Source organism: Shewanella canadensis (genome assembly GCF_003966225.1).
Classification (GTDB): domain Bacteria; phylum Pseudomonadota; class Gammaproteobacteria; order Enterobacterales; family Shewanellaceae; genus Shewanella; species Shewanella canadensis.
In genome coordinates this window covers 1-20,285 of the sequence record NZ_RXNU01000007.1, presented here as the reverse complement: position 1 = coordinate 20,285, position 20,285 = coordinate 1, and the positions used below count along the sequence as shown (strand labels likewise).

The 20,285-nt window shown below is 46.2% G+C and carries 17 protein-coding genes and 1 rRNA gene; 10 read left to right on the top strand and 8 right to left on the bottom strand.

Going from position 1 to position 20,285, the window contains the following annotated elements; all coding sequences use genetic code 11:
- Positions 1-19 precede the first annotated feature (19 nt).
- Positions 20-484 (bottom strand): tRNA (uridine(34)/cytosine(34)/5-carboxymethylaminomethyluridine(34)-2'-O)-methyltransferase TrmL, encoded by a 465-nt coding sequence (trmL, locus tag EKG38_RS14130; protein WP_126520885.1) that lies wholly within the window; start codon positions 482-484, stop codon positions 20-22.
- A gap of 266 nt (positions 485-750) precedes the next feature.
- On the opposite strand from trmL, the gene EKG38_RS14125 reads away from it, so the two are divergent.
- Positions 751-1,686: a LysR family transcriptional regulator gene (locus EKG38_RS14125; RefSeq protein WP_126520884.1), complete on the top strand. Its 936-nt coding sequence runs from the start codon at positions 751-753 to the stop codon at positions 1,684-1,686.
- 14 nt (positions 1,687-1,700) lie between these two features.
- Here the strand turns inward: EKG38_RS14125 and EKG38_RS14120 are convergent, their stop codons facing one another.
- The 3 genes from EKG38_RS14120 to exaC all read right to left on the bottom strand — a co-directional run bounded on the left by EKG38_RS14120 (position 1,701) and on the right by exaC (position 5,923).
- The gene (locus tag EKG38_RS14120; protein WP_126520883.1) at positions 1,701-2,597 is read right to left on the bottom strand and encodes a YjjW family glycine radical enzyme activase; all 897 of its coding nucleotides are present in this window, start codon (positions 2,595-2,597) and stop codon (positions 1,701-1,703) included.
- Positions 2,569-4,122, bottom strand: a complete 1,554-nt coding sequence (locus tag EKG38_RS14115) for a YjjI family glycine radical enzyme (protein ID WP_126520882.1) — start codon at positions 4,120-4,122, stop codon at positions 2,569-2,571. Before EKG38_RS14115 ends, EKG38_RS14120 begins: the two co-directional genes overlap by 29 nt.
- 280 nt (positions 4,123-4,402) lie before the next feature.
- Positions 4,403-5,923, bottom strand: coding sequence for an acetaldehyde dehydrogenase ExaC (exaC, locus tag EKG38_RS14110; protein WP_126520881.1), 1,521 nt, complete (start codon positions 5,921-5,923; stop codon positions 4,403-4,405).
- Between the two features lie 304 nt (positions 5,924-6,227).
- Between exaC and EKG38_RS14105 the strand changes: the two genes are divergently transcribed.
- Both EKG38_RS14105 and acuI read left to right on the top strand, forming a co-directional pair.
- A complete protein-coding gene (locus EKG38_RS14105) occupies positions 6,228-8,024 on the top strand; it encodes a sigma-54-dependent Fis family transcriptional regulator (protein WP_126520880.1) in 1,797 nt (598 codons plus the stop codon).
- Positions 8,025-8,197: 173 nt separating this feature from the next.
- Positions 8,198-9,178, top strand: coding sequence for an acrylyl-CoA reductase (NADPH) (acuI, locus tag EKG38_RS14100; RefSeq protein ID WP_126520879.1), 981 nt, complete (start codon positions 8,198-8,200; stop codon positions 9,176-9,178).
- Here the strand turns inward: acuI and EKG38_RS14095 are convergent.
- Positions 9,175-10,092, bottom strand: a complete 918-nt coding sequence (locus tag EKG38_RS14095; RefSeq protein ID WP_126520878.1) for a LysR family transcriptional regulator — start codon at positions 10,090-10,092, stop codon at positions 9,175-9,177. The genes acuI and EKG38_RS14095 overlap by 4 nt on opposite strands.
- 268 nt (positions 10,093-10,360) lie before the next feature.
- On the opposite strand from EKG38_RS14095, the gene ardA reads away from it, so the two are divergent.
- The 3 genes from ardA (at position 10,361) to EKG38_RS14080 (ending at position 13,714) form a co-directional block, all read left to right on the top strand.
- A complete protein-coding gene (ardA, locus tag EKG38_RS14090; protein WP_126520877.1) occupies positions 10,361-11,881 on the top strand; it encodes an acrylate reductase flavoprotein subunit ArdA in 1,521 nt (506 codons plus the stop codon).
- A 28-nt stretch (positions 11,882-11,909) separates the two neighbouring features.
- Positions 11,910-12,263, top strand: a complete 354-nt coding sequence (gene ardB / locus EKG38_RS14085; RefSeq protein ID WP_126520876.1) for an acrylate reductase cytochrome subunit ArdB — start codon at positions 11,910-11,912, stop codon at positions 12,261-12,263.
- 299 nt (positions 12,264-12,562) lie between these two features.
- The gene (locus tag EKG38_RS14080) at positions 12,563-13,714 is read left to right on the top strand and encodes a DcaP family trimeric outer membrane transporter (RefSeq protein ID WP_126521093.1); all 1,152 of its coding nucleotides are present in this window, start codon (positions 12,563-12,565) and stop codon (positions 13,712-13,714) included.
- 370 nt (positions 13,715-14,084) lie between these two features.
- Here EKG38_RS14080 and EKG38_RS14075 read toward each other — a convergent pair whose 3' ends face one another.
- The gene (locus tag EKG38_RS14075) at positions 14,085-14,948 is read right to left on the bottom strand and encodes a LysR family transcriptional regulator (RefSeq protein ID WP_126520875.1); all 864 of its coding nucleotides are present in this window, start codon (positions 14,946-14,948) and stop codon (positions 14,085-14,087) included.
- 133 nt (positions 14,949-15,081) lie between these two features.
- Here EKG38_RS14075 and EKG38_RS14070 point away from each other — a divergent pair, with 133 nt between their 5' ends.
- Positions 15,082-15,726 carry a TetR/AcrR family transcriptional regulator gene (locus EKG38_RS14070; RefSeq protein ID WP_126520874.1) on the top strand — a complete coding sequence of 215 codons (645 nt, stop codon included), beginning with the start codon at positions 15,082-15,084 and terminating at the stop codon, positions 15,724-15,726.
- On the opposite strand, the gene EKG38_RS14065 is transcribed toward EKG38_RS14070, so the two are convergent.
- Both EKG38_RS14065 and EKG38_RS14060 read right to left on the bottom strand, forming a co-directional pair.
- The gene (locus EKG38_RS14065) at positions 15,723-17,090 is read right to left on the bottom strand and encodes an ATP-binding protein (RefSeq protein ID WP_126521092.1); all 1,368 of its coding nucleotides are present in this window, start codon (positions 17,088-17,090) and stop codon (positions 15,723-15,725) included. The genes EKG38_RS14070 and EKG38_RS14065 overlap by 4 nt on opposite strands.
- Complete coding sequence (locus EKG38_RS14060; protein ID WP_126520873.1) at positions 17,090-17,773, bottom strand: response regulator; 684 nt, start codon at positions 17,771-17,773, stop codon at positions 17,090-17,092. Before EKG38_RS14060 ends, EKG38_RS14065 begins: the two co-directional genes overlap by 1 nt.
- A 237-nt stretch (positions 17,774-18,010) precedes the next feature.
- Here EKG38_RS14060 and EKG38_RS14055 point away from each other — a divergent pair, with 237 nt between their 5' ends.
- The 3 genes from EKG38_RS14055 to EKG38_RS14045 all read left to right on the top strand — a co-directional run.
- Positions 18,011-18,517, top strand: a complete 507-nt coding sequence (locus EKG38_RS14055) for a Spy/CpxP family protein refolding chaperone (protein WP_126520872.1) — start codon at positions 18,011-18,013, stop codon at positions 18,515-18,517.
- Between the two features lie 103 nt (positions 18,518-18,620).
- Positions 18,621-19,490: a cation efflux pump FieF gene (gene fieF / locus EKG38_RS14050; protein ID WP_126520871.1), complete on the top strand. Its 870-nt coding sequence runs from the start codon at positions 18,621-18,623 to the stop codon at positions 19,488-19,490.
- A 677-nt stretch (positions 19,491-20,167) separates the two neighbouring features.
- Positions 20,168-20,285: ribosomal RNA gene (locus EKG38_RS14045) — 16S ribosomal RNA — on the top strand; the annotation flags it as partial.

Here is a 20,285-nt window from a genome sequence, read left to right as displayed (position 1 = left end):
GAGCTAGGATCAAGAGGTCTTATACCGCCCCTTCGAAACCAACTTGTCTCCATGCCTCATAACTGATGATAGCCACGGCATTTGACAGGTTTAGGCTGCGACTATTTGCTGTCATCGGGATTTTCAGACGCTGCGCCGTGGGAAGTGACTCGATGATCTCTATCGGTAGTCCGCGAGTTTCAGGCCCGAATAGCAGTACGTCGTCTTTCTCATAAGCGAGCTCTGTATGAGGTCTGCTGCCCTTGGTGGTACATGCCATGATGCGCTTGCCATCCATTGCTGTCAGAAAACTCTCAAAATCTTTATGACGCGTTACTCTGGTGAGGTCGCTGTAATCTAAGCCTGCTCGACGAAGTTTCTTCTCTTCCAGATCGAAGCCCAGAGGCTCTATCAGGTGCAACTGACAGCCGTTGTTGGCGCAGAGACGAATAATATTACCTGTGTTGGGAGCGATTTCTGGCTCAAAGAGTGCGATATGAAACATGCTGACCTGCCTAAAAAATAATGAGAGATGATTATAAGGGAAAAAACAGAGACCGGAAAACCTGAGTATCAAATATCTTAGATTAGATTGGATAAGGTTAGATTAATCAATCCCAGAGTTTGCCCTGAAGTCCTGACTCTATTAGTACTCGATAGGCTAAGGAGATTTACGAGGGCAGTGGGCGTCGTCTCACACTTTATTCCGGTTTGGGTATATTATGGCTGTATAAATCTCAGAGTTTTAACTATCTGGAGCATGACTGGTTTATGGACCTCATTAAACTCTCGCGTATCAGCATGAAGCATTTGATCACCTTGCATGTGATGTTGGATACCCTAAGTGTGACCGCCAGCGCCCAGAGGCTATGTTTAAGTCCGTCCTCGATCAGCAAAACCTTGGGACAACTGCGAACTAGCCTGAATGATGAGTTGTTCTATCGTCATGGGAACAAGCTGGTTGCGACCCCTTTAGCCCGTCGTCTCGGCCCCTGTGTGCATCAGATGATCAATGATATGAATCAGATCATGACACAAGAGGTCTTCGATCCAGCGCGTTATCAGGGACGTTTCTCGTTAGCCATGCGTGAGAGTACATTTGAGCTGCTGGCAGCTAAGTTAAGTGCCCAAGTGTTGACACTGGCACCGAATATTCGTTTGGATATCTGGTCAAAAGACAGTGTTGGTTTCGATGGCTTGGCTAAAGGAGAGTTGGATTTCATCATTTTGCCTCACGATCGCAGTCAGCCTCCGAGTGCTCACAACGATCTGGTATGGGAGACCCTGACTAATGATGAGATGGTTTGCCTGATGAGCCCGGAACACCCTCTGGTGAAAAAAGGCAACAAAGACCAGCTATTTACCATAGATGATTACCTGAGCTACGGTCATATAGGCATTACGGATACCGATCTTAATACCCCATTTTTTGAAATGCAGCTGGCGCAACAAGAGTTGCAACGCAAAGTGGCTATCTCGGTACCGGATTTTGGTGGTGCAGCCTTGATGTGTCATCACAGTGAGTTGCTGTTTACCTGTTCTCGTCGATGGGCTAAAACGGCCTTTCAGGCGAAAGGTTTACAGATCAAACCTCTGCCCTTTAATTATGGCGAGGTGGTGTATAGCTTGGTTTGGCACCGACCGAGTATGAATGATCCGGCGCACCGTTGGTTATATCAACAGATATTAGAATGCAGCAATAGCTAGTTGAACTGGCAGACTTAAATATAAACACTAGGTAAAATCAGTTGTTTAACTCCCCGTTCTGTCAGTTGGCTTGCCAGTCTTTCGATGCTTTCCTCTGAGCAGGTTTGCCATGCTAACGCCTCTCCAGTCACACCATGATGTTGAAACGCATTGAGCTTGATTCGTGTCGTAGGGGGAAGCTGAGTAAGGAAGACTGCCAGCGCATCCATTTCAGACTCAAAATCAGTGACTTCGGGTATCTGTAATAATCGCACTTCATATAATTTGCTGTGCTGACTTAATAGGTTAAGTGACCGAAAAACCCTGTGATTATCCCGGCCCGTTATGTATCTGTGGGTCTCCTGTTGCCAGGATTTAAGATCTATCATGGCGCCATCCATATAGGGAAGGAGCTTTTGCCAGCCAGTTTCATTCAAGCTGCCGTTACTATCGATCATGCAAGATAGGTGTTGCAGATCATCACTCGACTTGATGGCCTTAAACAGGGCAATAATGAAATGAAGTTGTAGCGTCGCCTCACCGCCGGAAATCGTTATCCCGGAGATGAATGAGCCATGCTGTTGGATCACTTCCAGCATCTGAGCGACGCTATACTCTCGAGTCTTAGGGGTAGATTGATTGGGACATACGGTTAAGCAGGTATCGCACTCGGAGCATAAGTCGCTATCCCACCGGATGACATCTTTACCATCGTTCGACTCCATGGTTAGTGCCTGAGTGGGACAGTGGGCAATGCAATCGCCACAACTGTCACACATGTCGATAGTATGAGGATTGTGGCAGTTCTTGCAGTTGTAATTGCAGCCTTGCAAAAAAATAACGAGCCTGCTTCCAGGCCCATCGACACACGAGAAGTTGATGATCTGACTTACTGACGCTGTTTTACTTAGCGTAGACAGGCGATTGCTCATGACTCGTGACTCTTGGTTTGCGATTTAAAATCCCGGTATTGGCTGCCGCTTCTGCACCTAACCCTGTGGTATTGGTACGGGAGCCTTGCTGCTTAAAGTCAGCAATATCTGATAATTTAATCATGTAGCCTGTGACTCGGATTAAGTCGTTAGAAGCGACATTGGCGGTAAATTCACGGAAACCTAAGCTCAGCGTCCCTTTGCACAGTTGGTACATGGCTTCGGGGTTTGATTTTATCGTCTCATCGATAGTCAAAATATCGCTGATCCCGGAAGTATAATATTGGTGATGTTCGGCTAATGCCCGCACATGGGAGATAGGGTCTGGCTCGGTACCATAAGGGATCCGCACTCCGGGCGTCACGTCAATATCCAGGCTGATCCCTCCCTGTGAATGAAGAAGCGCTCGTCCATGGTAGCCATAGGTGACTGGGGTAGATTTCACTATGTTATCCAGTTCGGCCGAGATTCGATGGCCTAACTCATTCGCTATCTTGCTATGGCCGTAATGCTGACTCGGCTTCTCCAATGCTGTTTCAGATAATTCCGGGTTGCCCAGTAATATGTTTACCGCTTCCGCCATGCCGTAAATACCGAACATTGGCGCAAACCTTTGCTCTTCAATGAGTCCCTCTTTGATCAGGAAACTATTGAAGAAGTGTGACTCTTCGTGTAGGTATTTGCTACGAGCCTCAATCAGATCATAGGTTAACTGGCAATAATGGGGCAAGGTATCGGCAAAGAAGGTATCGATGTTGTCAGCTTTAAGCGCGACCTCTTTAAGGTTGAGGCGCACTAAGGTATTGGCACCACCCGCTAAAGGTAACGAGTTATAACAGCTTACAATCCCGAAGCCTTGTTTGTCATAAGCGCTTTTGTGAATAGGGTAGTTGGCGATATGAGGCTTGCTGCATTCACAGATGTTGCTCGCTGCAACTTGCAATAACTCATCCGGGGTAATGTCGGGATCGTACATAAAGGTCAGGTTCGGTGCGACCTGCTTCAGTTCAGCATCGACTCTTAAAATCGTTCGGCAGACGATGTTGTCGCTCGGCCCTATATTTACATGCATAAAGGCGTCGGGAAGCGTACGGTCGAGCATGATCCAGAAAAGTTTTATTTTTCGGTAGACGACATCTTCATCCAGTCCATCAACGAAAGGCATCAGGATCTCATCCAACTGCCCCAGATAAACCGGGATATTGGTTACCGAGGGAACGTGGTGGTAGATGATGGTTAATGCGTTGAGTGCTTCATCCAGATCCTGAGGGGCTTGCAGTTCCAGATATTCCGATCCTTGCTGCAAAAATTTAGCGTAGTCGGGCAAGACATAACGAGGTTTGAATGGGGCATTGCCCTCAAACATATCGCAGATAATACCTGTGCTCTTGGCCTGGGTGACGGCGTCTGAAATAGTGAGATAAGGTAAACTTGCATCGGCTTCTAAGGCTAAGTAGTTCGATTTTTGCTTGGGGGACAGCGTTGGGTCGCTAATGATTTGAGCCAATTTTTCCTGCAAGGTCATGATGCCATATCCACTTTAAAATTATGGTTACCAATTTACCTCGAGTGGCTCATCATCTAAAGTGAAAAACTGTCGCAACATGATTTCCAAAACGTAAATCCGAAGTTTGGGTTCACACTTAATAGAGCGATTGATATTGCCGGACTAATCTTGGGTTTAGTTTGTTGAAATTGATATTCATTAAGTGGCTGGATATAGGGTGTAATACCCATCGATATAAGCAGTCATACCCGCGAGGGCATGACTGTGGATATTTTACTTTATCGATATTTCTTGGTTTTTAGAAGAACCCCAGAGGGTTAATATCGTAACTGACCAAGAGGTTCTTGGTATTCTGGTAATGATCTAGCATCATCTTATGAGTCTCACGGCCGATCCCTGACTTTTTATAGCCACCAAATGCAGCATGAGCAGGGTAGGCGTGATAGCAGTTAATCCAAACGCGTCCGGCTTGAATGCCGCGTCCCATGCGCTGCGCCTTGTTCATATCGCGAGTCCAAACACCAGCACCTAAGCCGTACTCGGTATCATTGGCGATAGCCAAGGCTTCGGCTTCATCTTTAAAGGTGGTGACCGAGATAACGGGGCCAAAGATCTCCTCCTGGAAGATACGCATATCGTTCGTGCCTTTTAGTATGGTGGGCTCGATATAGTATCCACTACTCTGGTCTCCCTCTAACTTGCACATATTCCCACCGAGTAGCACCTGAGCACCCTCATCTTTACCTATCTGCAGGTAGCTGAGTATCTTATCGAATTGCTCCATGGATGCCTGAGCACCAACTTGAGTATCGGTATCTAATGGATTGCCCTGCTTGATGGCTTTGGCTCGTTCGATAACTTTCGCCATAAACGGTTCGTAGATCGATTCGTGGATCAACACTCGGGATGGGCAGGTACAGACTTCCCCTTGGTTAAAGAAGGCTAACAACATGCCCTCAATCGCTTTGCTTAGGTATTCGTCTTCATGATCCATCACATCGGCAAAGTAAACGTTGGGAGATTTTCCACCTAACTCGACGGTTGAAGGAATTAATGACTCAGCGGCACACTTCAGAATGTGGTGACCAATTTCGGTCGAACCGGTGAACGCAAGTTTTGCAATTCGTTTGCTGGTGGCCAGTGCTTGTCCCGCCTCGGCGCCAAAGCCATTGACCACATTAAGTATTCCTGGTGGTAGCAGGTCTTCAATCAGTTCCAGCATCACCAGGATAGAAACAGGGGTCTGCTCGGCGGGTTTGAGTACGACGCAATTTCCTGCCGCAAGTGCCGGAGCAATTTTCCAGGCTGCCATCAAGAGTGGAAAGTTCCATGGAATGATCTGACCAACGACGCCCAGAGGCTCCGGGAAATGGTAGCTAACGGTATTCGAGTCGATATCGGCAGCGCTTCCCTCCTGGGCTCGGATACAACCGGCGAAATACCTGAAGTGGTCTACGAACAGGGGCAGATCGGCATTAATGGTTTCACGTACCGCCTTACCATTTTCCCAACACTCTGCGACAGCGAGGTACTCTAAATTTTGCTCGACCCTATCGGCAATTCTCAGTAATAGGTTAGAACGCTCGGTTACCGATGTTAATCCCCAAGACTCCCGGGCGGCATGTGCGGCGTCCAACGCGAGTTCGATATCGCGTTCATCGGAGCGAGGAATTTGGCAAAACGTCTGCCCGTTAACCGGAGAGCTATTGTCAAAGTACTTGCCACCGACAGGAGCTATCCATTCACCACCGATAAAGTTGGCGTATTGGGCTTTAAAATTGACGAGTGCGTCAGAGGTGCCTGGTTGTGCATAGATCATGATTGAATTCCTTTTTTGTCTTGTTGATCGATCTTGTTATTGTTCTACTTGTGGAGCTAAACGCCCTTAATATTAGCTGCTCTATAACAGTCTGCATGGGCACTGTTATCGCATCACTATCGGAGCCGATATCGCAAGTAGTGGGCCAAATTGGTAGGAGTTGTAGATTTTTATGGCTAACAGTATGATGAAACGCTAATTTTGCTTTTTCGAATGTGTGTGGGCCATCAATAGTCGGTATGAGCTCAGAGGTCACACTGTGATAAAAATGCACACCTGAGGTGTGCCACAATGGAACACTGCTATGGCATCTAAACTGCAATTACAACATTGGTTATCTGACTCATGGCAGCGAAGTGTGGGCGCAGGTTTATCTGAATTTCAACCACCTGAAGAGCTTCGTCTGAATTCATCGGCCATTCGGCAAAAGCACGAGCAGCATGGCCAGTTAATAGACTTGGTTCAGAGCCATGCCTTACCCCTGTTTAATCAGTTAATGGCTCATACAAGCAGTCGGCTGATCTTGTCTGACAGAGAGGGCTATGTCTTATCTCATTGGGGAGTGGATAAATACTCTGACAGGCTGGCTAATGTGGCGCTCGACATCGGGGTTAACTGGCAAGAGGAGCATAAGGGAACCAATGCGATAGGTACGGCATTGACTGCCAGACAGGCGGTTTCAGTGGTCGGCGACCAGCACTTCATACGACAGCATAGATTTATGAGTTGTACTGCGTGTCCGATATTTTCACCTTCCGGTGAGATGATAGCGGCCATCGATATTACCAGTGAGCAGCAAAGGCACACTCAGCAAACCTTACTCTTAGTCTCCAGCTTGGCCCAGCAGGTGGAAACGGCACTCTTGTGTCACCTCCCCGATAGCCACTACCGTATTAACCTTGCGTCACAATCCTCTCTCATTAATTCGGGGTGGCAGGGCATTTTAGTTGCAGATACTGATGGGAAAATACTGGGTTGTAACCCTATGGCAAAGCAGTTGCTGGGTTCGGCAAAAGTCGGTGATGCCATAGATCAACATCTGGGGCGGGACTGGAACCACAATGAACGAATACAGCAGCATGAAAACCTGCATCTGCAGACTCAGCCACTAAAGCCGGCTCGTATAGGTGTGGTACAAAGCAGAGCTCGTTCAAATAGGCCGGTGAGCCAGTTGGGTGTAAAGTTTCGCGAACCTAAGTTAGAGCGGGCCTGGCAACATGCCAATAAAGTGTTGAGTAAAAATATCCCCCTGCTAATCACTGGGGAAACCGGCGTAGGAAAAGATCAATTTGTTAAACAGTTACATGCCCAGAGCCAACGAAGAGAACAGCCTATTGTTGCGGTCAATTGTGCGGCCTTACCCGATAACCTGGTTGAGTCTGAGTTATTTGGCTATCACTCAGGCGCCTTCACCGGTGCTAATCGCGCCGGTTATATAGGCAAGATTCGTCAGGCTGATGGCGGCTTCCTGTTTCTGGATGAAATTGGAGAGATGTCTCTGGGCGCTCAGAGTCGGTTATTACGGGTTCTGCAAGAGCGTGAGGTGATCCCGGTTGGCAGTAATAATGTTTATAAAGTCGATATTCAGGTGATAGGAGCGACACATACCGATCTGAAACAGCGGGTCGCCGATGGCCTGTTCAGGCAAGATCTCTACTATCGACTCAATGGATTACAGATCCGCTTACCTCCCTTGAGACACCGCAGTGATATTGAACGCATCATTCAGAAACTACATAACAAGCATAAGGCGCGTGAGCAGGCTTTATGTGGCCGCTTGTTGAACCAGCTATGTCACTATCAATGGCCGGGAAACCTCAGAGAGCTTGATAATTTTATGCAGGTTGCCAGTATCATGGCTGAAGGTGAAAGCGAACTTAACTGGTCTGCTCTACCCGATGAGTTGCAAATGCAGTTGATGGATGGAAAAGCCATTCCTCCTACCGAGTCAGAACCTATGGAGCTGAGTGATACCGTGGATGCTAATGTCGTCGCCGCTTATCGGCGTTTTGAAGGTAATGTGAGCCAGTGTGCTAAGCATTTGGGGGTGAGTCGAAACACCCTATATAGGAAGCTTAAGCGACTCGGGTTGAAAAGCTAATCGTGGGTTTGCCGTTTGAAGTCTCATGCTATCGATTCCGTGATTAATAGTGGATTCTTGTCAAACGAAGAATGGTAATGTGTTTGGTGCATTGTATTTATGCAAAATATGCAGTTCAGTCATGTAGTATTTTCCACTATGCTTTAAAGCTCATAATTTCAGAGGCGTCCAACATGTTCAAAGCACTGGTATTAACACAAGAAGATAGGGTTACGTTAGCTAATATTTGTCAACTTCCAGAGACTGACTTGCCTGAGGGTGAGGTGTTAGTCGATGTGGCTTGTTCATCGTTGAACTATAAAGATGGTTTAGCGGTGACCGGGGCCGGACGCATTATCCGCAATTTCCCTATGGTACCGGGTATCGATTTCGCCGGTGTTGTCAGTGAGTCTGCAGACCCACGCTATAAGGCGGGTGATAAAGTCATCCTGACCGGATGGGGCGTAGGCGAAAATCACTGGGGTGGCATGGCTGAAAAGGCACGCGTCAACGCTGACTGGTTGGTGCCTATGCCGGAAACTTGTGATGCCGACAAAGCCATGATGATAGGTACTGCAGGTCTCACGGCTATGCTTTGCGTGCAAGCACTTCAAAATGCCAATATTAAACCTGAGTCGGGTGATATCTTAGTGACGGGAGCGAGTGGCGGCGTAGGTTCAGTCGCTGTCACCCTGTTATCACGCCTGGGTTATAAGGTCGTGGCCAGTACAGGCCGCGCCGAAGAGAATGCCGATCTTCTTCGCTCTCTTGGTGCCAGTGAAGTGATGGAGCGTAGTGAGCTCGAGCAAGATGCAAGACCACTGGAGAAGCAGCGCTGGGCAGGTATCGTCGATACCGTCGGTAATAAGGTATTAGCGACAGCATTGGCGCAGATGCAGTATGGCGGCGCGGCGGCGATATGTGGTTTGGCTGGAGGATTTGCACTGCCAACTACTGTGATGCCATTTATTCTACGTGGTGTCAGCTTGCTGGGCGTCGACTCCGTGTCATGTCCATTTGAAAAGCGCCAGGCGGCATGGGAGCAAGTGCTTGAACTGTTACCTGACAGCTACTATCAGCAAGCGGGGCAAACAATCAGCCTGGATCAAGTTCCTGAGTTCGCCGATAAGATAGTTAAAGGGAAAGTCACCGGTAGAGTACTCGTTAAACTTTAATCAGCGAGTAATCTTTGTGTCGCAGTGGCTACCTCTTTTCTAAGCCACTGCTGACCCTTGTCTAACTCGCATCTGGAATGCCAAAAAAGATTATAATCCAGTGCGGGGATCTCAAACGGAAGCGGTTTAACTCTCAGTCTATGTTTGCTTGCCGCCAGCTGAGCCATTCCTGCCGGTAGTATGATTAGTAGCTCATGGAAGGGAAGCAATGCCAAGGCACTATCGAGGTGCGACGTTCTTAGCCGTTCCGTAGGAGCTTGATGACCGGAAATAGCTGCATCCAGTAGCGCCTTCACCCCATCACTGATCGCGATAGTCGCATGGGGATAGTGCAGATAATCTTCTAACGTTAATTCGCTGTTCGCTAAGGGGTGTGCCGGCGACAGCAGGCAACTCACCCCCACCTTTCCCAGAAACTCTTGATTGAGCTGTAATGTTTGTCCAATGGCTCGGCAGATCGCCATATCGGCTCCTTGGGCGCTGAGCTGTGATTGCATCTCTTTGTGTTGAACCGGGATAATTTCAAGCTGAATATTGGGTGCCTTACGATAGATATCAGGCAATATAAAAGGCACCAAGGCCTGCATCGCATAGTCGGTAGCGGCGATGGTGAATTTTTGTTTACAGGCTTCAGGCACAAACACCTTAGGCGTAAGCATCTCAATTAACTGGCCTGTGGGTTGCTGTAGTTGTTGATAGCAATCGAGGGCAAATTGAGTGGGAACTAACCTCTGTCCAACGCGGGAAAAAAGTGGGTCATTGAGCATTTCACGCAGACGAGCCAGAATTCTGCTGGTGGCAGACTGGCTCAGATGTAATCGCTTAGCGGCTCGAGTAACACTGCACTCTTCAACCAGGATCTGTAATGCGATAAGCAAACTGAGGTCCTGTCGGTAAATATCTTCTAGTTCCATACATACTTATTCCGGTTTTTATCTCATCACACTAACATCAGGACGTGGCCTACGCTTGGTTTTCCTTACCTTTCTAGCTTTTTATCTGCTTTTGGAACTCAGTCCAAAATACCTCTAAAGTTGTAATTTTAAACGAATTTGAACCTAGGCTTAGTTTTCAACATGTTATCAAAGTGTTTTGAATGTAATGTTTTGTAACTCTCGTTTTGGAACTCATTCCATCTTTATGATCACTGTGTCGATTAAAACAAAATAAAGGTGATGACAGATGAAAGATGCAAATCTGCTTGGACGCCGCAATTTCATTAAAGGAATGGGAGCTGCTGCGGGTGTTGCTATAGCAGCGCCAGCGATGGCCATTTCTGAGAAAGCGGACGGAGTAAAATGGGACAAAGAGGTTGAAGTCCTAATTATTGGTTCTGGTTTTGCCGGTTTAGCCGCAGCAATCGAAGCCTCGCGAAAAGGTGCTAAAGACGTTCATATCTTCGAGAAAATGTCTTACTTTGGTGGCAACTCAGCCATCAATGGTGGCTTGTTTGCTGCTCCTGGTACTCCTATGCAAAAAACAGAGGGTGTACAAGACTCTGTAGAAAGAATGGTTGCTGATCAGATGAAGTCTGGTCGTGGTGTTGCCGATGAAGCGCTACTACGTCACGTTGCAGAGCATGCTGGTGAAGCACTGCAGATGACTATGGATGCTGGCTCTGAATTCCACCCATACCTACAACAATTAGGTGGTCATTCGGTAGCTCGTACTTACCAAACTACAGTGAGCTGCGGCGCAGGAATCACTCAGCCACTATTAAACGAATGCCGTAAACTTGGCGTTCATACCCATAACCGCGCTAAGTTTGAAGGTTTCTTAGTGGGTGATAAGGGCGAGATTGTTGGCGTTAAAATGCGTGAAAACTATCATTTTGGTGAAGACCAGCCAGGTAAAATAAGTCATATCCGCGCCAAACGCGGTGTGATTATGGCTACTGGTGGTTTTGCACAGAACATCAACCTGCGTATGGCGCAAGATCCAACTCTGACCGCTGAAGTAGGTTGTACCAACGCACCTGGTGCGACTGGTGAAGGTATGTACGAGATGTTCCGTCTCGGTGCAATCCCTGTACATTTGGCTCATATCCAATCTGGCCCTTGGGCATCACCTGATGAAGGTGGTTTTGGTTATGTGTCTAACTACACTATCTATAACTTCCCTCATTCATTGGCGATCCACCGTCTAACTGGTAAGCGTTTCATGAATGAAATTGCCGACCGTAAGACGCGCGCCGATGCCGAGTTAAGCTGTCGTGATGAGAAAGGTGAGGCGTTACCTCCAATCTTGATCACCAGCTATAAGGATTCGAAGAAGCATCCTAATACTAAGAAAGTGATCAAATACAACGTAGGTTGGAAGTTCGACACAATCGAAGAGCTGGCTAAGCATTTCGAAGTGCCACTGAAGCCACTAAAGGCGCAGATCGAAGAGTACAACAGCTACGTTAAATCTGGTGATGATAAGCAGTTTGGCAAGAACATGACTAAGGCGAAGGACAAGTTCATCGAAGCACCGTTCACCGTCGTTCGTTTGTGGCCAAAAGTGCATTACTGTCAAGGTGGTGTACAGATCACAACTAAAGCTGAAGTGAAAGATAGCTTCACTGGACAACCAATCTCTGGCTTATATGCAGCGGGTGAAGTGTGTGGTGGTATTCATGGTGTGAGTCGTCTCGGTAGTTGCTCAATTCCTGAATGTATGGTGATGGGTATGACAGCCGCTCGCAGTGTCATGCAGGCCTAAATTTGCCAGATTATAAGAGGAATTAGAGATGATTAAATTGAAAGCGGTATTGGCGCTAACATTAGGTTGCCTATTAACACTGTCTGCACAGGCTGTTGAAGTACGTGACCACCACAAAGAAGTGATCGGAAAGGATTGTAAGACATGCCACGACAATGGCATTAAACAATTTCCGTCAGATCAATCATGTTTGCAATGTCATGATGCTGATGATCTAGCAGAGCAGACGGCTCGAAGTGAAGAAGACAAGTGGCAAAACCCACACAACAACTTGCACTATGGCAAAGAGTTACCTTGCCAAGAGTGTCATGGTGAACACCAGCCTAAACAGCCTATGTGCAACAACTGTCATACTTTTAAGTTTGACAAGCATAAGAAATAGTCTGCTGAAGTGTAGTTAGTTTCCCATCTTCGGTCTGAACCGAAGCGACCAACCATATTTAGTTTGTGTTTTCTGAATATGGTTGGCTTTTTCACAATAACAAGCGCTTGGTCGATTGTTCCCCTGCAAGAAATGACATTGGCTAAGGCAATTGGATTTGCCAATCAACCTAAGAGGTGACTTCATGAGCCTAATTAGTGTTGAGCGGCAATCATGTGAAACACCTTCCCTTCATTAACTTCTTTTAGGGAAGGTCATTTTAACAATAAAAATATAACGGTGATGTGATGAAAAATAGTATATTTTCAGGAAGACTTAGTTTAGTTGGAACCGCTGTAGTTGTTGCCTTAAGTGCTCCATGTGCGACTGCACAGGCTGGAGATACAGAGTTCAAATTTGGTGGATATGTAAAAACGGACGTCATGTTCAGTGATTACAGCAATGGTGCACCGGGTTCAGGGGCCATTTCCAGACAGTTTTATGTGCCAGGTGCTATTTATGGCGCTGAGGGGAATGGCGAGCAAGTTGTCGACTTTCAGGCCCGCGAGTCACGTTTTAACTTCAAAACCAGTACAAATCTTGATGGTCATAAGTTAAGTGGATTTATCGAACTTGATTTCATGACTCACGCAGACGGTAATGAGCGTGTTTCAAATAGTTACTCTCCTCGTATTCGTCATGCAATCGTTAGTTTCGATAACTGGACAGTAGGTCAGACCTGGAGTACGTTCCAAAACCCTGGCGCGCTTCCTGAGAACTTAGATTTTGTCGGCGCGGCTGAAGGTACGCCGTTTGTTCGTCAGTCTATGGTTCGTTATACCAATGGTGGCTTCCAGTTTGCGGTAGAGAACCCAGAGACCACGGTGACTCCAAACGGTGGCGGTGCTCGTATTACTAGCGGCAGTGGCATGGTACCGGATTTTGTTGCACGCTATAATTTCAAAACTGAAGGTGGCGCTAAGTTCACTGTTGCCGGTTTAGCGAGACAGCTGAACATTGAGCAAGGTGATCTGGATACTCAGGAAATGGGTTACGGTGTTAGCTTAACTGGTGTCATTCCGGTTGGTAGTGATGATATCAAACTTTCAGCGACGGTTGGTGAGGGTATGGGCCGCTATATGGCGCTCAACTATGCTAATGCTGGTGTCTTAAACAGTGATGGTGATATTGAGACCATTAGCTCTTACGGTGGTTTTGCCTCATATCGTCATTGGTGGAATGATAAGTTGCGCTCAAGTTTCACCGTCTCAGGTTTTAAGGCCGATAATGATGTCGCGTTAACGGGTGGAGCAGTTAATGAAGAGTCGTACTCTGGTTATGTGAACTTACTCTATTCACCGGTTAAGCCTTTGACCGTTGGTGTTGAGTACATGTATGCAGAAAACACGAAACAAAATGGTGATAAAGGCGAGTTAAATCGGGTTATTTTCTCGGTTAAATATGTGCTTTAACTTATTTAGAATAGTATTTCTGCGAAGTGATTTGTTGCTGAAGTTACGATACTAAAGACTAGTACAAGGAGGCTTAAAGCCTCCTTTTTTGTGGGCGATAATTGAAGAACGAATTATTGCTGATATTTTTAGGTGTACGCTCAATCTATGTTATCTGATAGTTGGTCGCTCAGTTTGTGCGTGAGTTTAGGTACTGGTACGCATGAAATATTGGTAGAAGTATCGGTGATGTTCTCGGCTAAATATGCGCTTTAGCTTATTTTGGAGAGTCTCTTTAGTCGATGATTTATTGCTGAATGAGCGATACTAAAGACGAGTAAAAGGAGGGCTTAAAGTCTCCTTTTTTTGTGAAAAATAATTGAGGGGCGAATTATTGCTGATACTTTTCTGTGTGAGCCTTAAGCAGTGTGGTTAACTGTTTCGTCGCTTTAGTTTGTGTGTCGGGGTTGAGGTACAGGGACTCATTAAATACAGGCAATGGGGGCAGGTTATGCTCAATAGGATCGAGAACTTCCATCTTGTCGTTGATTCTAAACTCTGCGATAGGCGCTATGGCTAAATCGTTCTCAACCGCCATGCACAGAGCATTTGGCGATGGAGTGGAAAGCAGAACATTGATCTGACGCATCGATATCTGATGGTTGGCAAAGACCTGGGCTCGAATAGGACAGTTTTCAGGGTAGAGCGCCATTGGGACAGTATTGCGCTTGTGAGCATTACCGCCCTTGGCTGCAGCCCAGAGAAAGCGGCGTTCAAATAGCAGTTCGCCATGTCCTGGTGCTGGCGTTTGCCAGTGAGTCGCGACGATAACATCGAACTCCCCCTGATGCAGACGTTTATAAAGGTTACCACTGACGTCAGTATCGATCACCAACTCGATGCAGGTGAATTCGCGAATAAACTCAAGCAGGCTACTACTGAGATAACGGTTAATGTAATCGGTAGGAACACCTAAGCGAATGACTTCTTTGTTTTTACACTCTTTTAGTTCATCGAGTGCCTGAGAGTTTAGTTGCATCATCTTATAAGCATAGTTGAGCAGGGTTTCACCCGGCTCTGTCAGTGTGACACCTTTATTATCTCTCAGTAGCAGGGATTGGCCCACACTCTCCTCAAGCTTTTTAATCTGTAAGCTAAGGGTTGATTGAGTTCGACAGATCTTCTCCGCAGCCTTAGACAAATTTCCGCATTCAGCGACGGCGATAAAACCTTCTAATAATTCACTCTTAAGCATAGGTTGAGACCGTTGATATTGAGATAGTTAATAATGCTACCTATATTACTCAATATCCACTCGCGATAGAACTTGTTATCGTTTGATTGTGAACTTGATATTAAATTGTTTTGATAAGTGTGATGGGGTCGATATGAGTAATTGGGAACAGCGTGGGCATTATCTGATAGAGGTCGCTCAAAGGTGTCTGCAAGGGCATAAGACATTCGATCTATGTCGCTCACACTTAGTGAAGGCAAGCCAGATATCTAAAGGAACCATCTATAACCATTTCCCCTCTGAGGCCGATCTTATTGTCGCAGTAGCGTGTGCAGATTACAGCCGTTGGTTGGAGCAAGCTAAAGATGATGAGCTCAATTATAACGATCCCCTAAGGCGAATCTTATTCCACCACTGCTGGCGCTTGCGAGATACTCTATCTAATCAACGTTTTGTCATCGAACGTGTGATGCCAAATGCTGAGATTTTAGTGCAAGCGACTCAATATTATCGCCATCGATTCGAGAAGCTTTACTCTCAGTATGAGCTGTGGAATAAGGGGCTAATTACCCAAGTTGGTGATGTTGCTGGTTTCGATCGGGCCGAATTAGTGGTCAACTATTTACGCGGCGCCATGATAAATAGTGACGATGCCAACAAGCATAGCGGTGATGTGCAGATGTATTATCAATTCAGTTATGCGCTAACCCATCTTATGGGACACTCAGATAAGCGTATCCCGGGAAAGATGGAGTTCTCTGCCTGGTTGGTACAGGAGAGGGCTGCGACAGCGGCTTAACTTGGTAGCTCAATAGTCACATTTAGCCCATGGGGGACGAGATTAGATGCAGTAATCTTGCCCTGATGAGCCATTACAGCTGCCTCGGTAATGGCAAGGCCTAATCCCCAGCCACCGGACTCTCGCTCTCGTGCCGATTGTGGGCGATAGAAGGGTTTAAAGATTGCCTGTAGATCTTGTTCATTATCGATACCGGGCCCATCATCGGTTATCTCAATTGTCACTATGTTCATTGCCTTGTGGGCTTTGATTGAGACTGAGGAGTGCGAGTAACGAATCGCGTTACGTAACAGGTTTTCTATAGCGCGGGACAGAGGCTTAGGGTAGAGAGGTAACTCTATCTCCTCATCTATCTCAATTGATAACTCCTTTTGCTGCTGTTCTGCCTCAAACTCGGCATCGTCGAGTACCTGCCCTAATGTCTCCGCTAAACCGAGGTGTTTTTTGTGGTCATGAGCATTGAGTTTAACTTTAGATAGCTCTAATAGCTCTGAGATCATCTTCTCTAACTGCTCTGCTTCATAGGCAATACGCTTAGTTTCTGCCGACTCCTGGCCTTTCTTACGGGCTAAAGCTAGTGCGAGCTGCAATCGGGTCAGAGGTGTACGAAGTTCATGTGAGATATCACTGATGAGTCTTTGTTGGCTATTAACCATATTTTCAACTGAGTCGGCCATACCGTTAAAGGCTTGGGCTAACTGGCCTATCTCATCTTTTCGCTTAGTGGTTGCATTGTCGACGCGATTGGTTAGATCGCCATTGGCAAGTGCATCGGCACTGAGTCTCAGTGTTCGAAGTGGTTTACCTAAGTGCCAGGCGAGTAGTCCACAAATTAGCCCTGATAACCCGATCGCCAACGTTAACGTGAGCAGCTTGTTTTCAGCGAAGAAGAAGAACCAGGGACGCGGATGGCGATCATTAAATCGACCATACAGTGAGTATTGTTTTCCTAATACTTCAAAATCATAAGGTCCAAACAGCAGCTCATCCTTAAATTGATGGCTGATCGGTTCACTGGTTTCCTCTGCCATAAGCATAAATCGCCGCATACCTCGGGAAACTTTTTCGGTATTGATGACCCTCCCTTGATCGTTTACCAGATAAAATCGAATCGGTTTCCCCTGAAAATCACGACGATGACTAAGACGCCTGAATTGATTGTTTTGAATGATCTCTGGGTTATCTATGATCCGTTCTGCATATCGCTCGAGTAACTTTTCAAGGTGAGGAGGCAATGGGGCACGATCATGATTTTGCTGCAATAGAGGAAGCAGACCGACGATAGCAATAATAAGGGAGCTACACAGCCAGAAGCCGAGCAATAATTTAATAAAAATTCGATTCGGGAGTCTGTCTTTGATCATTAAGGCAGCCAAATGTAACCCTTACCTCGGATCGTCTTGACTCTTGGTCGACCATCAGTTCTTTCGGGGAGTTTTTTACGTAAGTTTGAAAGATGCATATCCAGGCTGCGATCGAATGGCATCAGCTTTTTCCCCAGCACTTTTTCGCTGAGCATCTCTTTGCTGATTAACTCGCCGCCATTTTGTAACATCTCAAACAGTAATCCGAACTCTGTACCGGTTAATATGAGTAGTTGTTCTTGGCAAAAGACTTCCTGCCTGCCTGGGTCGAGTTGAATATCACCATATTCATATACAGTCGTTGCTTTTTCTTCCGGTAAAATATTGGAGCGTCTAATTATGGCTTTTATTCTGGCAACGAGCTCTCTGTCATTGAAAGGTTTAGGTAGATAGTCGTCGGCGCCAATTTCAAGTCCGACAACTCGGTCAATCTCATCACCTCTTGCGGTTAACATGAGAACCGGAGTTTGCCTGCTGACACGCAGTGCTTTTAGAACTTCAAATCCATTGAGTTTAGGTAGCATCACGTCTAAAAGAATGAGGTCAAATTGCTTTTCGAGTGCTAGCTCGAGTCCTGTCTGCCCATCATGGGCTAGAGTAAGCTCAAACCCTTCTAACTCAAGAAGTTGTGCCAAAAGCTCAGACAGGCCTAGGTCATCATCGATCAATAAAATTTGGCTCATAAATTTCTCTACCTTAAAACAAGACGCTAACACCGGAATTATACCCTTTTGGATGTCAATTGCAGTTTATCAATGTAATTCTACGTAAAGATAAGGGAGCAGTCATAGGCAGCAATAGCCTGTCTTACTTTATTTACAGTCTTTTACGAAACCAAAACCCTGACTTACATAGGGGGCGCTAAAATAGCTAGTGTCGATTTAGGGGATTACCCCCATAAACAATTAGAGGCCAGTTATATGAAAGCAAATACATTGAAAGCAGGGCTACTTGCCATTGTGGCCAGTACCGCGTTATTGACTACAAGCGTTTATGCAGAACAGCAGACTGGATGCCAAGATAGTGGCTACCATATGAAAGGTGACAGAATGGGGCATCATAATGGTGGTATGAAGAGTGCTATGAAGAAGATGTTCAGAGGGTTAGATTTAACCGATGAGCAGCGCACCGAAATCAAAACATTGATGAAAGCACAGAAAGAGTCAATGCAGGACAGCCGTCCAACGAGTGATGAACGCCAGGCACATAAAACAGAGATGCTTGCCTTGATCACTGCAGATAGTTTCGATGAATCTCAAGTAAAACTACTCATGCAGCAAAAGCATGAGAAGCGTCAAGATAAAGCTGTAGGCATGCTTAAAGTGCAGAATGAGATATATAAGCTACTGACTTCTGAGCAGCAAGTTAAGTTTAAGGAGAACTTCGAAAGGGGGCATTCTCGTCACGAACGTAAAGGAGACCGATAGTCGTCACTGTTTTAGGATGATTTAAGATACACTTAGGGTCATGTGCTTCCCCTGCTATCTAATAGAAAATGATAGTAGCTATAGATAGTAGAAATATGATCCTATGAAACAGACTTCCCAATATGACTTCTGGGTCAAGTTAGCTAGCCGCGCAGCTGTGGCTACTGCCTTGACCCTTATTATTATCAAGATGGCGGCCTGGATGTACTCTGGTTCGGCCAGTATGTTAGCGTCATTAACAGATTCATTTGCCGATGCCCTAGCTTCAATCGTTAACTTCATTGCGATCCGGTATGCAATCGTACCAGCCGATCAGGATCATAGGTACGGACATGGTAAGGCAGAGCCACTGGCAGCCTTAGCTCAGTCAGCATTTATTCTTGGTTCAGCCTTCCTGTTACTGTTTCACGGTGGCGATCGATTAATTAATCCGACGCCAATTAATCATGCCATGGTAGGCGTTGTCGTATCCGTTATCGCCATTGTATTAACGTTTGCCTTGGTCTTATTGCAGAAAAGAGCATTGGCAGAGACTTCCAGTACAGTAGTAGAAGCCGACGCGCTACATTATAAGTCTGACCTGTTTCTGAATGCAGCGGTATTACTCGCATTAGTCTTATCTCAGTATGGTTGGTGGTGGGCCGATGGTCTGTTTGCCATTCTTATTGCCATCTTTATTGGTCAACAAGCCATTGGGCTTGGCTACCGTTCGATTCAGTCACTGCTAGATAGAGAGTTGGATGCTGATACTCGATTGACGATTGTTGAGTTAATCCAGGAAGATCCGAGAGTAAACGGGTTTCATGACCTTAGAACTCGCGAGTCAGGAAAGACAACATTCATTCAGTGTCACTTAGAACTGGATGGCGATCTTACATTAAGAGATGCCCATACAATCGCAGATGAAACCGAGGAAAGGTTAAGAAATGCTTTTGATCATGCCGAAGTGATCATCCATCAAGATCCTGTATAACGAGATCCTGTTTTAATCGTGATTAGGTACCCCAATTACCTCCGGATAATGTGTTGTGTGGATAACTCAGGGGGTAAGTGGTGGGTATTATGTGGCTAAGGATGAAAACTGCAAAAAGGTCGGTTTTTTATTAAAAAGCCCTTGTACTCTGGGCTGGTATCCCTATAATGCGCATCCACTGACACGGCACAGCAGGCCAACGAGTTAGCGTTAAGCTAAGGAGTACGGGACTTGCAGCGGTGTTAGAGAATTGAAACTCCTCGGAGATTAGATTCAGGTGACAATCGCTTTAAGGGCTTCGAGTTCGACTTCTGCTTAAGAAATCACCGCTTGAAAAACTTGTTAAAATAAGCGCTTGACGCCGACAGTGGAGCGTGTAGAATACGCCTCCCTAGCCAAGACGAAACATCTTGGTCAGTAAGTAAAAGCCTACGACCTAGCGTCAACGGCGGTGCTACCAAGCACCAGCTCTTTAACAATACTAAACAAGAAATCTGTGTGGACACTCACAGGTGTTGAGTTATTCGAAATTGCTTCTTAGGAAGCAATCAAAAATTTAACTCGATGAACCACTGAGTGACCATAGCAATATGTAAACTTCATTAATCTTCGGATTGATGAAAAACAGTATAATTCATTGAGCCGTTTTGCTCTTAACCGAGTAAAACAAAAAACTTTAATTGAAGAGTTTGATCATGGCTCAGATTGAACGCTGGCGGCAGGCCTAACACATGCAAGTCGAGCGGAAACGGAGATAGCTTGCTATCAGACGTCGAGCGGCGGACGGGTGAGTAA

Excerpts from the sequence above, each read along its gene's own strand:
- trmL (WP_126520885.1), bottom strand. The coding sequence starts at position 484 with ATGTTTCATATCGCACTCTTTGAGCCAGAAATCGCTCCCAACACAGGT.
- EKG38_RS14125 (WP_126520884.1), top strand. The coding sequence starts at position 751 with ATGGACCTCATTAAACTCTCGCGTATCAGCATGAAGCATTTGATCACC.
- EKG38_RS14120 (WP_126520883.1), bottom strand. The coding sequence starts at position 2,597 with ATGAGCAATCGCCTGTCTACGCTAAGTAAAACAGCGTCAGTAAGTCAG.
- EKG38_RS14115 (WP_126520882.1), bottom strand. The coding sequence starts at position 4,122 with ATGACCTTGCAGGAAAAATTGGCTCAAATCATTAGCGACCCAACGCTG.
- exaC (WP_126520881.1), bottom strand. The coding sequence starts at position 5,923 with ATGATCTATGCACAACCAGGCACCTCTGACGCACTCGTCAATTTTAAA.
- EKG38_RS14105 (WP_126520880.1), top strand. The coding sequence starts at position 6,228 with ATGGCATCTAAACTGCAATTACAACATTGGTTATCTGACTCATGGCAG.
- acuI (WP_126520879.1), top strand. The coding sequence starts at position 8,198 with ATGTTCAAAGCACTGGTATTAACACAAGAAGATAGGGTTACGTTAGCT.
- EKG38_RS14095 (WP_126520878.1), bottom strand. The coding sequence starts at position 10,092 with ATGGAACTAGAAGATATTTACCGACAGGACCTCAGTTTGCTTATCGCA.
- ardA (WP_126520877.1), top strand. The coding sequence starts at position 10,361 with ATGAAAGATGCAAATCTGCTTGGACGCCGCAATTTCATTAAAGGAATG.
- ardB (WP_126520876.1), top strand. The coding sequence starts at position 11,910 with ATGATTAAATTGAAAGCGGTATTGGCGCTAACATTAGGTTGCCTATTA.
- EKG38_RS14075 (WP_126520875.1), bottom strand. The coding sequence starts at position 14,948 with ATGCTTAAGAGTGAATTATTAGAAGGTTTTATCGCCGTCGCTGAATGC.
- EKG38_RS14070 (WP_126520874.1), top strand. The coding sequence starts at position 15,082 with ATGAGTAATTGGGAACAGCGTGGGCATTATCTGATAGAGGTCGCTCAA.
- EKG38_RS14065 (WP_126521092.1), bottom strand. The coding sequence starts at position 17,090 with ATGATCAAAGACAGACTCCCGAATCGAATTTTTATTAAATTATTGCTC.
- EKG38_RS14060 (WP_126520873.1), bottom strand. The coding sequence starts at position 17,773 with ATGAGCCAAATTTTATTGATCGATGATGACCTAGGCCTGTCTGAGCTT.
- EKG38_RS14055 (WP_126520872.1), top strand. The coding sequence starts at position 18,011 with ATGAAAGCAAATACATTGAAAGCAGGGCTACTTGCCATTGTGGCCAGT.
- fieF (WP_126520871.1), top strand. The coding sequence starts at position 18,621 with ATGAAACAGACTTCCCAATATGACTTCTGGGTCAAGTTAGCTAGCCGC.